At 72.0% G+C, this 14,999-nt stretch carries 12 protein-coding genes; 4 read left to right on the top strand and 8 right to left on the bottom strand.

Annotated elements, in window-relative coordinates:
* Positions 1–146: 146 nt before the first annotated feature.
* From QK442_RS24735 to QK442_RS24755, 5 genes are all read right to left on the bottom strand, one after another.
* Positions 147–1,436, bottom strand: a complete 1,290-nt coding sequence (locus QK442_RS24735; protein ID WP_282696248.1) for a citrate synthase — start codon at positions 1,434–1,436, stop codon at positions 147–149.
* 178 nt (positions 1,437–1,614) lie between these two features.
* Positions 1,615–3,846, bottom strand: coding sequence for an ATP-dependent RecD-like DNA helicase (locus tag QK442_RS24740; RefSeq protein ID WP_282696249.1), 2,232 nt, complete (start codon positions 3,844–3,846; stop codon positions 1,615–1,617).
* 174 nt (positions 3,847–4,020) lie between these two features.
* Positions 4,021–4,824, bottom strand: a complete 804-nt coding sequence (locus QK442_RS24745; protein ID WP_282696250.1) for a sugar phosphate isomerase/epimerase family protein — start codon at positions 4,822–4,824, stop codon at positions 4,021–4,023.
* Positions 4,821–5,978, bottom strand: a complete 1,158-nt coding sequence (locus QK442_RS24750; protein ID WP_282696251.1) for a dihydrodipicolinate synthase family protein — start codon at positions 5,976–5,978, stop codon at positions 4,821–4,823. Before QK442_RS24750 ends, QK442_RS24745 begins: the two co-directional genes overlap by 4 nt.
* Positions 5,975–7,126 carry a Gfo/Idh/MocA family oxidoreductase gene (locus tag QK442_RS24755; protein WP_282696252.1) on the bottom strand — a complete coding sequence of 384 codons (1,152 nt, stop codon included), beginning with the start codon at positions 7,124–7,126 and terminating at the stop codon, positions 5,975–5,977. Before QK442_RS24755 ends, QK442_RS24750 begins: the two co-directional genes overlap by 4 nt.
* A gap of 177 nt (positions 7,127–7,303) precedes the next feature.
* Here QK442_RS24755 and QK442_RS24760 point away from each other — a divergent pair, with 177 nt between their 5' ends.
* Positions 7,304–8,350: a LacI family DNA-binding transcriptional regulator gene (locus QK442_RS24760; protein ID WP_282696253.1), complete on the top strand. Its 1,047-nt coding sequence runs from the start codon at positions 7,304–7,306 to the stop codon at positions 8,348–8,350.
* Positions 8,351–8,390: 40 nt separating this feature from the next.
* The gene (locus QK442_RS24765) at positions 8,391–8,957 is read left to right on the top strand and encodes a Uma2 family endonuclease (protein WP_282696254.1); all 567 of its coding nucleotides are present in this window, start codon (positions 8,391–8,393) and stop codon (positions 8,955–8,957) included.
* A gap of 3 nt (positions 8,958–8,960) precedes the next feature.
* Here QK442_RS24765 and QK442_RS24770 read toward each other — a convergent pair whose 3' ends face one another.
* Complete coding sequence (locus QK442_RS24770) at positions 8,961–9,521, bottom strand: AAA family ATPase (RefSeq protein WP_282696255.1); 561 nt, start codon at positions 9,519–9,521, stop codon at positions 8,961–8,963.
* A complete protein-coding gene (locus tag QK442_RS24775; protein WP_282696256.1) occupies positions 9,518–10,459 on the bottom strand; it encodes an EamA family transporter in 942 nt (313 codons plus the stop codon). The genes QK442_RS24770 and QK442_RS24775 overlap by 4 nt, the downstream gene beginning before the upstream one ends.
* A 90-nt stretch (positions 10,460–10,549) precedes the next feature.
* Here QK442_RS24775 and QK442_RS24780 point away from each other — a divergent pair, with 90 nt between their 5' ends.
* A complete protein-coding gene (locus QK442_RS24780) occupies positions 10,550–11,461 on the top strand; it encodes a LysR family transcriptional regulator (RefSeq protein ID WP_282696310.1) in 912 nt (303 codons plus the stop codon).
* Between the two features lie 154 nt (positions 11,462–11,615).
* Entirely contained in the window at positions 11,616–13,442 is a 1,827-nt protein-coding gene (locus QK442_RS24785; protein ID WP_282696257.1) for a glycoside hydrolase family 3 protein, read from the top strand.
* 39 nt (positions 13,443–13,481) lie between these two features.
* Here the strand turns inward: QK442_RS24785 and QK442_RS24790 are convergent, their stop codons facing one another.
* Positions 13,482–14,930, bottom strand: a complete 1,449-nt coding sequence (locus tag QK442_RS24790) for a S28 family serine protease (RefSeq protein ID WP_282696258.1) — start codon at positions 14,928–14,930, stop codon at positions 13,482–13,484.
* Positions 14,931–14,999: the final 69 nt, after the last annotated feature.

The following is a 14,999-nucleotide window of genomic DNA, read 5'->3' on the forward strand; positions in this document are numbered from 1 at the left end:
CCAGACGCCCGGCCCGGATCCCGTGGGGGGAATCCGCACCGGGGATATGGGAAGCGCCCCGCTCGCCGACCCGTGGGGGGATCGGAGAGCGGGGCGCTTCTGTTTCGAGGCTCTCGCGGAACCTCCGAGGCTCTTACGAGACCGGCTCAGCGCTCGTCGACCGGGACGAAGTCGCGGAGGACCTCGCCGGTGTAGATCTGGCGCGGGCGGCCGATGCGGGAACCCGGCTCCTTGATCATCTCGTGCCACTGGGCGATCCAGCCCGGAAGGCGGCCGAGGGCGAAGAGCACGGTGAACATCTCGGTCGGGAAGCCCATCGCGCGGTAGATGAGGCCCGTGTAGAAGTCCACGTTCGGGTAGAGGTTGCGCGAGACGAAGTACTCGTCGGAGAGCGCGTGCTCCTCCAGCTTGAGCGCGATGTCCAGGAGCTCGTCGGACTTGCCGAGGGCCGAGAGGACGTCGTGCGCCGCCGCCTTGATGATCTTGGCGCGCGGGTCGAAGGACTTGTACACCCGGTGGCCGAAGCCCATCAGGCGGACGCCGTCCTCCTTGTTCTTCACCTTGCGGATGAAGGAGTCGACATCGCCGCCGTTGGCCTGGATGCCCTCCAGCATCTCCAGGACCGACTGGTTGGCGCCGCCGTGCAGGGGGCCCCAGAGCGCCGAGATGCCGGCCGAGATCGAGGCGAACATGTTCGCCTGCGAGGAGCCGACCAGACGCACGGTCGAGGTCGAGCAGTTCTGCTCGTGGTCCGCGTGCAGGATCAGCAGCTTGTCAAGGGCCGAGACAACGACCGGGTCGAGCTCGTAGTCCTGGGCCGGCACCGAGAACGTCATCCGCAGGAAGTTCTCGACGTAGCCGAGGTCGTTGCGCGGGTAGACGAACGGGTGGCCGACCGACTTCTTGTACGCGTACGCCGCGATCGTCGGCAGCTTCGCGAGCAGCCGGATCGTCGACAGGTGGCGCTGCCGCTCGTCGAACGGGTTGTGGCTGTCCTGGTAGAAGGTGGACAGCGCGGAGACCACCGAGGACAGCATCGCCATCGGGTGGGCGTCCCGCGGGAAGCCGCGGAAGAAGTTCTTGACGTCCTCGTGGACCAGCGTGTGCTGGGTGATCTCGTTCTGGAAGACGGCGAGCTCGTCCGCCTTCGGCAGCTCGCCGTTGATCAGCAGGTAGGCCACCTCCAGGAAGGTGGACTGCTCGGCCAGCTGCTCGATGGGGTAACCGCGGTACCGCAGGATGCCCTGCTCACCATCGAGGTAGGTGATGGCGGATTTGTAGGCGGCGGTGTTGCCGTATCCGCTGTCCAGGGTGACCAGACCGGTCTGGGCTCGCAGCTTTCCGATGTCGAAGCCCTTGTCGCCGACGGTGCTCTCGACCACCGGGTAGGTGTATTCACCGTCCGCGTACCGCAGTACTACAGAGTTGTCGCTCACGTCATCCCTCACCGACGTAGTGCCTCTTCTTCGAGGTGCCCTGACTGTCTCTACCATCCCTCACTTGGCTCAGGAGAGTGCACTCGGGGTCGCCATTGGGCCAATCGGCGGCACTCAGTGCCGCCAACCTGCTCATCCTGCCCCCTTCGCCCCGGTTCCGGTACCCCCTCGTGATCTTTCACACGAGGGCGCCCTCTGTCAGCCGGTGGGCCAGTGCGGTAAAGCGCCGGCCCGCCGAGACCGTACGGACCGCCTGGGCGATCGCGCGCCGCGAACCGACCAGGACGACGAGCTTCCGCGCCCGGGTCACGGCCGTGTAGAGCAGGTTGCGCTGGAGCATCATCCACGCACTCATGGTGACCGGGATCACCACCGCCGGATACTCACTGCCCTGCGAACGGTGGATGGTGACCGCGTACGCGTGGGACAGCTCGTCCAGCTCGTCGAAGCCGTACGGCACCTCCTCGTCCTCGTCCGTCCGGACGGTCAGGCGCTGCTCCACGAGGTCAAGCGCCGTCACCACGCCGACCGTGCCGTTGAAGACCCCGTTCGCCCCCTTCTCGTAGTTGTTCCGGATCTGGGTGACCTTGTCCCCGACGCGGAAGACCCGGCCGCCGAACCGCTTCTCCGGGAGGTCCGGGCGGGCGGGGGTGATCGCCTGCTGGAGCAGCCCGTTCAGCGCGCCCGCGCCGGCCGGGCCGCGGTGCATCGGGGCCAGGACCTGCACGTCCCGGCGCGGATCGAGGCCGAATCTGGCCGGAATGCGCCGGGCCGCGACCTCGACGGCGACCCGGGCGGCGTCCTCCGTCTCCTCCTCCGCGAAGAGGAAGAAGTCCGGCAGGCCCTCGGTCCTGGGCGGGGTGCCCGCGTTGATCCGGTGCGCGTTGGTCACGACGCCGGACTGCTGCGCCTGGCGGAAGATCCGGGTCAGCCGGACGGCGGGGACGGGGCTGCCGGGGGCCAGGAGATCGCCCAGGACCTCGCCGGCGCCGACCGAGGGCAGCTGGTCCACGTCCCCCACGAGGAGCAGGTGGGCGCCCGGGGCGACCGCCTTGACCAGCTTGTTCGCGAGCAGCAGGTCGAGCATGGACGCCTCGTCGACCACGACGAGGTCGGCGTCGAGCGGCCGGTCCCGGTCGTACGCCGCGTCCCCGCCCGGCTTCAGTTCGAGCAGCCGGTGCACGGTGGAGGCCTCGGCGCCGGTCAGCTCGGCGAGCCGCTTGGCGGCGCGGCCGGTGGGCGCCGCGAGCACCACCTTGGCCTTCTTGGCCCGGGCCAGCTCCACGACGGACCGGACGGTGAAGGACTTGCCGCAGCCGGGCCCGCCGGTGAGGACCGCGACCTTCTCCGTCAGCGCGAGCCGTACCGCCTGCTCCTGCTCGGGCGCCAGGGTCGCCCCCGTACGCTCCGCGAGCCACGCCAGCGCCCTGTCCCAGGGCACGTCGCGGAAGGCGGGCATGCGGTCCTCGGGCGTGCGCAGGAGGCGGCGGAGCTGCCCGGCGAGGGAGAGCTCCGCCCGGTGGAAGGGGATCAGGTAGACGGCGGTGACCGGCTGCCCCTCCGGCCCCGGGACCGTCTCCCGCACGACCCCCTCGGGGTCCTGGGCCAGTTCGGCGAGGCACTCGATGACGAGCCCGGTGTCCACCTGGAGGAGCTTCACGGCGTCGGCGATCAGCCGCTCCTCGGGGAGGAAGCAGTGCCCCTGGTCGGCGGACTGGGAGAGCGCGTACTGGAGCCCGGCCTTCACCCGGTCGGGGCTGTCGTGCGGGATGCCGACGGCCTGGGCGATCCGGTCGGCGGTGAGGAAGCCGATGCCCCAGACGTCGGAGGCGAGCCGGTAGGGCTGGTTCTTCACGACGGAGATCGAGGCGTCCCCGTACTGCTTGTAGATCCGCACGGCGATGGAGGTCGAGACGCCGACCTCCTGGAGGAAGACCATGACCTCCTTGATCGCCTTCTGCTCCTCCCACGCGGCCGTGATGTTCTTGGTCCGCTTGGGGCCGAGCCCCGGGACCTCGATCAGGCGGGCGGGCGCCTCGTCGAGGATGTCGAGGGTGTCGAGCCCGAAGTGCTGCGTGATGCGGTCGGCGAAGACGGGGCCGATGCCCTTGACGAGCCCGGAGCCGAGATAGCGCCGGATGCCCTGGATGGTGGCGGGCAGCACGGTCGTGTAGTTGTCGACGACGAACTGCCGCCCGTACTGCGGATGGGACCCCCAGCGCCCCTCCATCCGCAGCGACTCCCCCGGCTGGGCGCCGAGCAGCGCGCCGACGACGGTGAGCAGGTCCCCGGCGCCCCGGCCGGTGTCGACCCGGGCGACCGTGTACCCCGTCTCCTCGTTGGCGTACGTGATCCTCTCAAGCACCCCCTCGACGACGGCGGGACGGTGCGGCTGACCCTCGTTGGACATGCCTCGACCGTAGCGAAGAACACCGACAGTGCGGGCGGGGCTGTGGACAACTCCCGATCCGGGGCCTGGGCCAGGCGGGGCGGGGCCGGGTGGGGACGGGGCCGGGTGGGGCGGGGCCGCACGCCCCGGGTCCCTCCCGGCCCCGGCGGGAAGAAGGGCCGCACCCCTTCGGGCTCAGATCTTGAGGAAGGCGTTCACCGTCTCCTCCAGGACCTCGACGCCGTCCCTCGCCCACAGGGCGTCGTTGAAGAGTTCGACCTCGACCGGGCCCGTGTAGCCGGCCCCGTCCAGGAGGGACGCCCACCAGGAGAGGTCGATGGCGCCGGTGCCGAGCTGGCCCCGGCCGTTGAGGACGCCTTCCGGGAGGGGGGTGGTCCAGTCGGCGAGCTGGAAGGAGTGGACGCGGCCCTCCGCACCCGCGCGTTCCACCGCCGCCGGGGCCCGGTCGTCCCACCAGAGGTGGTACGTGTCGACGGTGACGCCGACCTGGTCGGCCGGGAAGCGTTCGGCGATGTCCAGGGCCTGGTCCAGGGTGGAGATCGCGCAGCGGTCGGAGGCGTACATGGGGTGGAGGGGCTCGATGGCGAGGCGGATCCCGCGCGCGCCCGCGTAGGGGGCGAGCACGCCGATCGCGTCCGCTATGCGCGCGCGTGCCCCGGGCAGGTCGCGGCTGCCGGGGGGCAGGCCGCCGGAGACCAGGACCAGGGTGTCGGTGCCGAGGGCCGCCGCCTCGTCGATGGCCGCGCGGTTGTCGGCCTCCCAGCCGTCGGTGGTGAAGAAGCCGCCCCGGCAGAGGGTGGTGACCTTCAGGCCGGCCTCCTGGACCAGGGCCGCGGTCTCCTCGACGCCGTACTCCTTGACCGGGTCGCGCCACAGGCCGATGCCGGGGACGCCCAGGCGTACGCACTCCGCCACCAGGACGGGGAGGGGGAGTTGACGGACCGTCATCTGGTTGATGCTGAAGCGGTCTGGGTTCACTGGGGGACTCCGTGAACGGTGAGGAGGGCGCGCATGCGGGCCTCCGCACGGGCAGGGTCCGGGAACAGGCCGAGGCCGTCGGCGAGTTCGTAGGCGCGGGCCAGGTGCGGCAGGGAGCGGGCGGAGTGGAGGCCGCCGACCATCGTGAAGTGGTCCTGGTGGCCCGCGAGCCAGGCGAGGAGGACCACGCCCGTCTTGTAGTAGCGGGTGGGGGGCTCGAAGAGGTGGCGGGAGAGTCCGACCGTCGGGTCGAGCGTCTTCCGGAAGCCGGCCGTGTCGCCGGTGTCGAGGGTGCGTACCGCCTCGGCCGCCAGCGGGCCCAGCGGGTCGAAGACGCCGAGCAGGGCGTGGCTGAAGCCCTGGTCGTCGCCCGCGATCAGCTCCGGGTAGTGGAAGTCGTCGCCGGTGTAGCAGCGGACGCCTTCCGGGAGGCGGCGGCGGAGCGCGATCTCGCGGCCCGCGTCGAGGAGGGAGACCTTGACGCCGTCGACCTTGTCGGGGTGGGCGGCGATGACCTCCAGGAAGGTCTCGGTGGCCGCGTCGAGGTCGGCCGAGCCCCAGTAGCCCTCCAGGGCCGGGTCGAACATGGGGCCGAGCCAGTGGAGGATCACCGGTTCGGCGGCCTGGCGGAGGAGGTGGCCGTAGAGGTCGAGGTACTCCTCGGGCCCTGTGGCAGTGGCGGCGAGGGCGCGGGAGGCCATGAGGACGGCCCGGGCGCCGGACTCCTCGACGACGGCGAACTGCTCCTCGTACGCCGCGCGGATCGCGGCGGGGGTGGCGGGGCCGGTGAGCTGGTCGGTGCCGGCGCCGCAGGCGATCCGGCCGCCGACGGCCTTCGCCTCGGCGCCCGACCTGCGGATCAGTTCGGCCGCGCCCGTCCAGTCGAGGCCCATGCCGCGCTGGGCGGTGTCCATGGCCTCCGCGACGCCGAGGCCGTGGGACCACAGGTGGCGGCGGAAGGCGAGGGTGGCGTCCCAGTCGACGGCGGCGGGGCCGTCGGGGGTGGAGTCGGCGTACGGGTCGGCGACGACGTGTGCGGCGGAGAAGACCGTACGGGAGGCCGGCGGGCGGCCGGTCGTGGAGAGCGCGAGCGGTTCGGTACGGGGGTCGTACGCGCGCGTGCCGCCGCCGGGGATCGGGAGGCGGAGGGTCACAGGGTCACCTCCGGCACGTCCAGGCGGCGGCCCTCCGCGGCGGACCTCAGGCCCAGTTCGGCGAGCTGGACGCCGCGGGCGCCGGCGAGGAGGTCCCAGTGGTACGGCTCGTCGAGGACCACATGGCGCAGGAACAGCTCCCACTGGGCCTTGAAGCCGTTGTCGAACTCGGTGTTGTCGGGGACCTCCTGCCACTGGTCGCGGAAGGAGTAGGTGGCGGGGATGTCCGGGTTCCAGACCGGCTTGGGGGTGGCGCTGCGGTGCTGGACGCGGCAGTTGCGCAGGCCCGCCACGGCGGAGCCCTCGGTGCCGTCGACCTGGAACTCGACGAGCTCGTCGCGGTGGACGCGTACCGTCCAGGAGGAGTTGATCTGGGCGACGGCGCCGCCCTCCAGCTCGAAGGTGCCGTAGGCGGCGTCGTCGGCGGTCGCCTCGTACGGCTTGCCCTGCTCGTCCCAGCGGCGCGGGACGTGGGTGGCGGTCTGGGCGGAGACCGAGGTGACCCGGCCGAAGAGCTCGTGGAGCACGTACTCCCAGTGCGGGAACATGTCGACGACGATGCCGCCGCCGTCCTCGGAGCGGTAGTTCCAGCTGGGGCGCTGGGCCTCCTGCCAGTCGCCCTCGAAGACCCAGTAGCCGAACTCGCCGCGCACGGAGAGGATCTCGCCGAAGAAGCCGCCGTCGACGAGCCGCTTGAGCTTGAGCAGGCCCGGCAGGAAGAGCTTGTCCTGGACGACGCCGTGCTTGACGCCCTTCTCGGTGGCGAGGCGGGCGAGGCCGAGGGCGCCGGCGAAGTCGGCGGCGGTGGGCTTCTCGGTGTAGACGTGCCTGCCGGCGGCGATCGCCTTGGTGAGGGCGTCGGCGCGGGCCGAGGTGACCTGGGCGTCGAAGTAGACGTCGATCGAGTCGTCGGCGAGGACGGCGTCGAGGCCGGTGGACCACTCGGTGAGGCCGTGCTTCTCGGCGAGGGCGCGCAGGGCGTGCTCGCGGCGGCCGACAAGGACGGGTTCGGGCCACAGGACCCGGCCGTCGCCGAGGTCGAGGCCGCCCTGCTCGCGCAGCGCGAGGATCGAGCGGACGAGGTGCTGGCGGTAGCCCATGCGTCCGGTGACGCCGTTCATGGCGATGCGGATGGTCCTGCGTGTCACGGAATGGTCCTCTCCCCGACGGGCCTGGGCCCTCGTTCGCTGCGTGGAAGCACGGCAGGAAAGCGCCTTCGCGATGGAGATAGAAAGCGCTTTCTGTCATGGATGACGCTAGCCTGCCGACAACACGCCGGACAAGGGCCTTGGAGGTACGTACGCGATGACGGAGGTACGCACGCGATGACCGTCACCCTGGCGGACGTGGCCGCCCGCGCCCAGGTCTCCCCCGCGACCGTCTCCCGCGTCCTGAACGGCAACTACCCGGTCGCCGCCTCGACCCGCGAGCGGGTCCTCAGGGCGGTCGAGGAGCTGGACTACGTCCTCAACGGGCCCGCCAGCTCACTCGCCGCCGCCACATCCGACCTGGTCGGGGTGCTGGTCAACGACATCGCGGACCCCTTCTTCGGGATCATGGCGAGCGCGGCGCAGAGCGCGATCGGCGAGGGCGGGTCGGGCCGGGCGGGCGGCGAGAAGCTCGCCGTCGTCTGCAACACCGGCGGCTCCCCCGAGCGCGAGCTCACCTACCTCACGCTGCTCCAGCGGCAGCGCGCCGCCGCCGTGATCCTCATGGGCGGCTCCCTGGAGGACCCCGAGCACCTGGCGGCGACGGCCGCGAAGCTCTCCCGGATGGCCGAGGCGGGGACGCGGGTCGTGCTGTGCGGCCGGCCGCCCGCGCCCGGCGACGCGCACACCGCCGCGCTCGTCTTCGACAACCGCACCGGGGGCCGCCGGCTCACCGAGCACCTGCTCGGCCTCGGCCACCGGCGGATCGGTTACGTCGCGGGCCCCGCCGACCGCACCACCACCCGGCACCGCCTGGAGGGCCACCGGGAGGCCCTGGCGGCGGCGGGCGTCCCCGAGGGCCCGACCGTGCACGGCCTCTACGACCGCGCCTCCGGCCACGCCGCCGTCACGGACCTCCTCGCCCGCGACCCCGGCCTCACGGCGATCGTCGCCGCCAACGACACGGTGGCCCTCGGTGTCTGCGCGGCCCTGCGGGAACGGGGCCTGTCGATCCCCGGCGACGTCTCGGTCGCCGGCTTCGACGGCCTCCCCTTCTCGATCGACGCGGTCCCCGCCCTCACCACCGTCCACCTCCCCCTCCACGAGTCCGGCATCCGCGCGGGCCGTCTGGCGATGGGTACGGAGGAGGCCCCGGAGGGTGGTCTGGAGACGGTCCGGGGCGAGCTGGTGGTACGGGATTCGACGGCGGCACCGCGGGGGTAAAGGCGGCTATCGTGGGAATCGACGGCATACGGAGGTCCTCATGACGACGACAGAGATGGACGTTCGGAGCGCATGGGACGCGCTGGAGGACGCCAAGCTGCCCAGCGGTTACCACGTCGAGATCACAGACGGGAAGATCATCATGACGCCGCAGGGCAGGGATCAGTGGAAGGTGATCCTCAAGGCCGCGCCCCAGATCGAGCAGCAGCTCGCAGGCCACGGCGAGATCCTCTCGGACGTCATGATCGACTTTCCGTCGAGCCTGTACGGTTACGCGCCCGACCTCGCCGTCGTCGCACCCGGCTCCGAGCTCAACAGCCGCGGCCGCTTCGAGTGGCACGACCTCGAAGCCGTCCTGGAAGTGATCTCTGAGAGCACGCGGGACAACGACTTCGAGAAGAAGTTCTGGATGTACGCCCGGTGCGCGATCCCGCTCTACGTGATCATCGACCCGTCTGACCAGACCTGCACCATCCATAGCCGCCCCACTGACGCCGGCACCTACACCCAGCAGGAGAAGATCGCCTTCGGCGAGGACCTGGTCCTCCCCCTCGAAGGCCGCGAGATCGTCGTGAAGACGGACGGGTTCCCGCGCGCGGAGGGCTGAGGCTCAGGAAGGCGTGAGACCCGTCGCGGCGAGGACCGCGTCGACCGTCTCGGCCACCGTCTGGTCGGCGTTGTCGATCCAGACGGCCTGGTCGGCGAGTTCGGCGCGCATGGCTTCGTCGAGGAAGGCCCAGTTGGTGGTGAGGCGCTTGTGGCGGGCGTTGTTGCGCTCCCATGCCTTGTCGGGGCCGGGGGCCAGGACCACCACGTGGAGCGGGACCGTGGTGAGCCGGGCGCGGTAGTGGTCCAGGTGGGAGCGGCGTACGACGACGTCGTCCATGACCGGGAGGAAGCCGGCGGCGGCGAAACTGCCCGCCAGGAGACAGGCGTTGCGGGCGCGGAGGAGGATCTGGCGGTCCGCCTCCGGGTCGCCGTCGGGGGTGGGCCAGTGGCCGCCGCTGACGATCAGCTCCTGGAGGCGGTCGACCTCGATGTGCGCGGCGCGGGGGAAGCGGGCGGCGAGGGCGGCCGAGACCGTCGACTTGCCGCTGCCGGGGATTCCGGCGAGGAGCAGGGCGCCGGGCGCGGGGACGGGGGCGTCGACGGTCACGTTCTCGAAGGTCATGCGGGCCTTTCCTCGCCGGTGGGACCCATGGACGATACGGGGGCCGGGGCCTCCCGCACCAGGGATTTCGGGGTCCCCCCGGTGCGCCGCGGGGTCAGGGACGTGAGGGCCACCCCGCCGACGAGGAGCACCGCCGCCGCCCACCGCGGCGGGCTCACCGACTCGCCGAGGAAGAGCGCCGCCGAGGACATGCCGAAGACGGGGACGAGGAGGGAGAAGGGGGCGACGGAGGAGGCGGGATGGCGGCGGAGCAGCCAGCCCCAGGCGCCGAAGCCGAAGACGGTGGTGATCCAGGCGACGTAGACGATGACCCCGGCGCCGGTCCAGTCGAGGGCGCGCAGCGCGGCCAGGTCCCGCTCGGGGCCCTCCAGGAGGAGGGAGAGGGCGAGCAGCGGCAGGACGGGCACGGTGCTGACCCAGACCATCCAGTTGAGCGGGTCGGGCGGGGCGGCCTTGCGGGTGAGGACGTTGGAGACGCCCCAGCAGGCGGCGGCCGCGACGACCAGGACGAAGCCGGTGACCGGCCCCGAGGTCCCCTCGTCGACGGCGGCGACGCCGATGCCCGCGAGGGCCACGCCCATGCCGAGCACGGCGCGCCGGGACGGGCGTTCGCCGAGGGCGGCGAAGGCGAAGAGGGCGGTGAAGACGGCCTGCACCTGGAGGACGAGGGAGGAGAGCCCGGCCGGGGCGCCGAGGTCCATGCCGGTGAAGAGGAGCCCGAACTTGGCCACGCCCAGGGCGAGTCCGACGGCGACGATCCACTTCCAGGCGACCTTGGGGCGGCCGACGAGGAAGACGGCGGGGAGGGCCGCGACGAGGAAGCGGAGGGCGGAGAAGAGCAGCGGGGGGAAGTGGTCGAGACCGATCTCGATGACGACGAAGTTGACCCCCCAGACCGCGGCGACGAGCGCGGCGAGGGCGATGTGTGCGGGGCGCATGCGGACGAGCATGGCGGGCCCCGACCGTGTAGCACCAGCACAGGTCTCTTCATGGTTGGATGAAGCAACACTGAATCCATGGGGGTTCCCGTGCTCGATCTCGGCCGTCTGCGTGCCCTGCACGCCGTCTCCGTCCACGGCAGCGTGGGCGCCGCCGCGGCGGCCCTCGGCTACACCCCGTCGGCGGTCTCCCAGCAGATCGCGAAGCTGGAGCGGGAGACCCGTACGACCCTGCTCGAACGGAGCGGGCGGGGTGTCCGACTCACCGACGAGGCCCACCAGCTCGCCGTCACCGCACGCCAGTTGCTCGCACTGGTGGAGGAGGCGGAGGTACGGCTCGAAGAGCGGCGGGGGCTGCCCGCCGGGCGGCTCTCGATCGGCTGCTTCGCGAGCGCGGCGCGCGGTCTGATGCCTCGGGTGCTCGCGGACCTGGCGCTGCGCCACCCCGGCCTGGACGCCCGGCTGACCGAGGTGGACCCGCACCTGTCGGTGGACCTGGTGGCGCGCGGGGTGCTCGACCTGGCGGTGGCGCACGACTGGGACATCGCGCCGCTGCCGGCGCCGCCCGGGGTGGAGCAGGCGGTGATCGGCGACGACGGCTGCGACATCCTGGTCCACCGGGACCATCCGCTGGCGGCGCGGCGGTCGGTGCGGCGGGAGGAGCTCGCGGACGAGCGGTGGATCTCGCAGCCGCCGGGGACGGTGTGCCACGACTGGCTGGCGCGGACCCTGCGGGCGACCGGCGTCGAGCCGCTGATCGTCCATCAGGCGGAGGAGAACCACACGCAGGTCGCGCTGGTAGCGGCCGGTCTCGGCATCGCGCTCGTCCCCCGCCTCGGGCGCGGCGCGCTGCCGCCGGAGGTGGCGCCGCTGCGGCTCGACCCGGCACCGACGCGGCGGCTGCACGCGCTGTGGCGGACGGGTGCGGCGCGCCGCCCGGCGATCGTGGAGACGGTCCGTACGCTCCAGGAACTGTGGCCCTCGATCGCGGCGGGGACCTGAGGCCGGGGCGGGCGGCGACCTTCGGAGCCGTACCCCCGAACCGAACCACCCTTCTCGGCGATTCGTGCGGGAGTCCTTGACCTGGCAGTTACTTTCAGGCTATCCGTGCACCTTGGCAGTTTCCTTCACCCCTGCGTGACCGGAAGGAGAACCAGTGCCCCACCCCACCCGCCGCACCCTCCTCACCGCCGCGGCCGCCGCGGCCGTCACCGGCGCCGCCGCCCCCGCCGCCCTCGCCTCCCCCGCCACCGACGCCCGGACCGACGCCCGGACCGAGGAGCGGCTGCGCCGGATCGTCCGGCGGATGTCGCTGGAGGAGAAGGTCGGCCAGCTCTTCGTCACGCGGGTGTACGGCCATTCGGCCACCTCCCCCGACCAGGCCGACGCCGACGCCAACCTCCGCGAGTTCGGCGTCCGCACCGCCGCCGAGCTGGTCGAGCGCTACCACGTCGGCGGGATCATCTACTTCTCCTGGGCGCACAACACCCGCGATCCGCACCAGATCGCCGGGCTGTCCGACGGCATCCAGGCCGCCGCGCTCGCCTCCCGCACCCCGGTCCCCGTCCTGATCTCCACCGACCAGGAGCACGGCATCGTCTGCCGGGTCGGCAGGCCCGCCACCCTCCTGCCGGGCGCGATGGCGCTCGGCGCGGGCGGCTCCCCGGCCGACACCCGCAAGGCGGCGCGGATCGCGGGCGCCGAGCTGGCCGCCCTTGGCATCCGGCAGAACTACGCGCCGGTCGCCGACGTCAACGTCAACCCGGCCAACCCGGTCATCGGCATCCGCTCCTTCGGTTCGGACCCGGGCGCGGTGTCCGAGCTCGTCACCGCGCAGATCCGCGGCTACCAGGGCGCCGGGGTCGCGGCCACCGCCAAGCACTTCCCCGGCCACGGCGACACCGCCGTGGACAGCCACTACGGCCTGCCGGTCATCACCCACACCCGCGAGCAGTGGGCCGAGCTGGACGCCCCGCCGTTCCGGGCCGCGATCGCCGCCGGCATCGACGCGATCATGACGGCGCACCTCGTCGTCCCGGCGCTCGACCCGTCCGAGGACCCGGCGACGCTCTCCCGCCCGATCCTCACCGGTGTGCTGCGCGAACAGCTCGGCTACGACGGGGTGGTGGTGACGGACGCCCTCGACATGCAGGGCGTGCGCACCAAGTACGGCGACGACCGGGTGCCGGTGCTCGCCCTCAAGGCCGGTGTGGACCAGCTGCTCAACCCGCCGAAGCTCGACCTCGCCTGGAACGCGGTGCTCGGAGCCGTACGGGGCGGGGAGCTGACGGAGGAGCGGATCGACGAGTCGGTCCTGCGGATCCTGCGGCTGAAGGCCCGGCGGGGCCTGTTCTCCGCTCCGTACACGAGCCGGGAGGAGGTGGCCGGGACCGTCGGCGCCGCCCGGCACCTCGCCGAGGCCGACCGGATCGCCGAGCGGACCACGACCCTGCTGGTCGACGAGGGCGGTCTCCTGCCGCTGAGCCCGGTCTCGCACGGCAGGGTCCTGGTCGTCGGCGCCGACCCGGTCTCCCCGTCCGGTACGACGGGACCGCCGACGGCCACCCTCGGCGGGGCCCTGCGCGAACTGGGCTTCACCGCCACCGTGCTGTCCACCGGCATCTCCCCGACGGCCGCCCGCATCGACGAGGCGGTGGCCGCCGCCGAGGGTCAGGACGTGGTCGTGGTGGGCACGTACAACCTCTCCGCGGCCAGTCCCCAGCGAACGCTGGTGGCGCGGCTCGTGGCGACCGGGGTGCCGGTGGTGACGGTCGCGATCCGCAACCCGTACGACGTCGCCCATGTCACCGGGCAGCGGGCCACGCTCGCCGCCTACTCCTGGACCGACGTCGAACTCCGCGCCGCCGTCCGGGTGATGGCCGGACTCGCGGAGCCGCGCGGACGCCTTCCGGTGCCGGTGCGGAGCGCGGAGGACCCGTCGGTGACGCTCTACCCGGTCGGGTACGGGCTCTCGTACGCCTGACGGGTGGGGGTGCGCCCGGTCGGGCGCACCCCCCGGGGGTCACGGCCGCAGGCCGTGCTCCCGCGTCACGTCCTCGTCCACCGGCCGGTCGAGGCGGGCGTCGAAGCGGGCGAGCGGCTTGGCCGCGTCGACGGCGGGGGCGTCGACACCGGCCCAGGCCAGGATGCGGGCGGTGGCCTTCTCCCGGTCGGCGTCGGTGAGTCCGGCGACGTTGGCGCCGTGGTTGCCGCCGGGCGCGACGAAGACGTGGCTGTCGCGGGCGCCCTTGCCGAGGCGGAAGGGCTCGGCACCCCACGGGTCGTTCTCTCCGTAGACGAAGAGCATCTGGTTCGCGTTCTTGCGGACCCAGTTGTCGACGTCCCGCATCACCTGCGGCTTGAACTTCATGGGGATCTCGCGCGGCACGAAGCTGCTGGCCGGCTGGTAGCCGTAGCGGCTGAGGCCGTCGAGGTGCGGCTGCCTGATGGTGGGCGAGCCGAGTTCGGTGGCCGCCTGGTAGTAGTACGGCGTGTAGTACTCCAGGCCCTGGTCGGTGTAGAAGGACCAGCCGGAGTACTCGTCGATCGTGTTGTAGACCTCGTCGTCGCTCGCGGTCGCCGCGTTCGGGATCTTGTCGCAGACGGACTCGCCGTAGTACTGCCAGAAGCCCCACACGAAGTCGAGGACGACGGCCTCGTACGCCTTGTCGAGCGAACCGACCGTGTTGAAGGTGGCGCCCTCGGTCTCGGCCCACTCCTCGTACTTCTTCTGCAGCGGCTCGCGGCGGATCAGGGCCTCGCGCTGGAGGGAGTTGAGGCGGTCGCGGCACTCCTTGGTGCCGACGTTCTCGAAGAACCGGTCGTAGGCCGAGTCCTCCTTGTTCACCACGTCGTTGGGGGCCACGTAGGCGACGACGCCGTCCATGTCGCGCGGGTAGAAGCGCTCGTAGTAGGTGGCGGTCATGCCGCCCTTCGAGCCGCCGGTGGAGAGCCAGTTCTTGCCGTAGATCTTCTTCAGGGCGGTGAAGATGCGGTGCTGGTCGCTGGCGGCCTGCCAGATGTCGAGCTTGGACCAGTCGGCGGGCTGCGGCCGCGACGGCGTGAAGAAGCGGTACTCCATGGAGATCTGGTTGCCGTCGACGATCCGGGTCGGCTCCGACCGGCCGGGGTTGGTGCTCAGGCCGTAGCCGCTGGTCCGGAAGACGGTGGGGCGGTCGGTGCCCTTGTGGAGGACCGAGATCCGCTGCTGGAACGTGCCGGCCCACGGGCGCCGGTGGTCGACCGGCTGCGCGTAGTTCAGGACGAAGAAGCGGTAGCCGGCGTACGGCTTCTCCTCGATCAGGCTCATCCCCGGGATCGCCAGGAGGCGGTCCTTGATGTCCGAGCTCTGCGCGTCCGCGACCGTGCTGCGGGACTCCGTGTCGGCGGCGGTGGCGGTGGCCACGCCGGTGGAGCCCACGGTGCCTATGAGCACCGAAAGCGACAGCATCAGTCTCAGCGACTTACGCATGCACCCTCCCCATGATTCACAACGGTGTCGTGAACCTAGCGGGGTCAACGTGCGGGCCGCCAGACCCGG

Origin of the sequence: Streptomyces sp. CC208A, from assembly GCF_030010625.1 — a bacterium.
GTDB lineage: Bacteria > Actinomycetota > Actinomycetes > Streptomycetales > Streptomycetaceae > Streptomyces.

Excerpts from the sequence above, each read along its gene's own strand:
- QK442_RS24790 (WP_282696258.1), bottom strand. The coding sequence starts at position 14,930 with ATGCGTAAGTCGCTGAGACTGATGCTGTCGCTTTCGGTGCTCATAGGC.
- QK442_RS24770 (WP_282696255.1), bottom strand. The coding sequence starts at position 9,521 with ATGACCTTCGAGAACGTGACCGTCGACGCCCCCGTCCCCGCGCCCGGC.
- QK442_RS24740 (WP_282696249.1), bottom strand. The coding sequence starts at position 3,846 with ATGTCCAACGAGGGTCAGCCGCACCGTCCCGCCGTCGTCGAGGGGGTG.
- QK442_RS24760 (WP_282696253.1), top strand. The coding sequence starts at position 7,304 with ATGACCGTCACCCTGGCGGACGTGGCCGCCCGCGCCCAGGTCTCCCCC.
- QK442_RS24765 (WP_282696254.1), top strand. The coding sequence starts at position 8,391 with ATGACGACGACAGAGATGGACGTTCGGAGCGCATGGGACGCGCTGGAG.
- QK442_RS24775 (WP_282696256.1), bottom strand. The coding sequence starts at position 10,459 with ATGCGCCCCGCACACATCGCCCTCGCCGCGCTCGTCGCCGCGGTCTGG.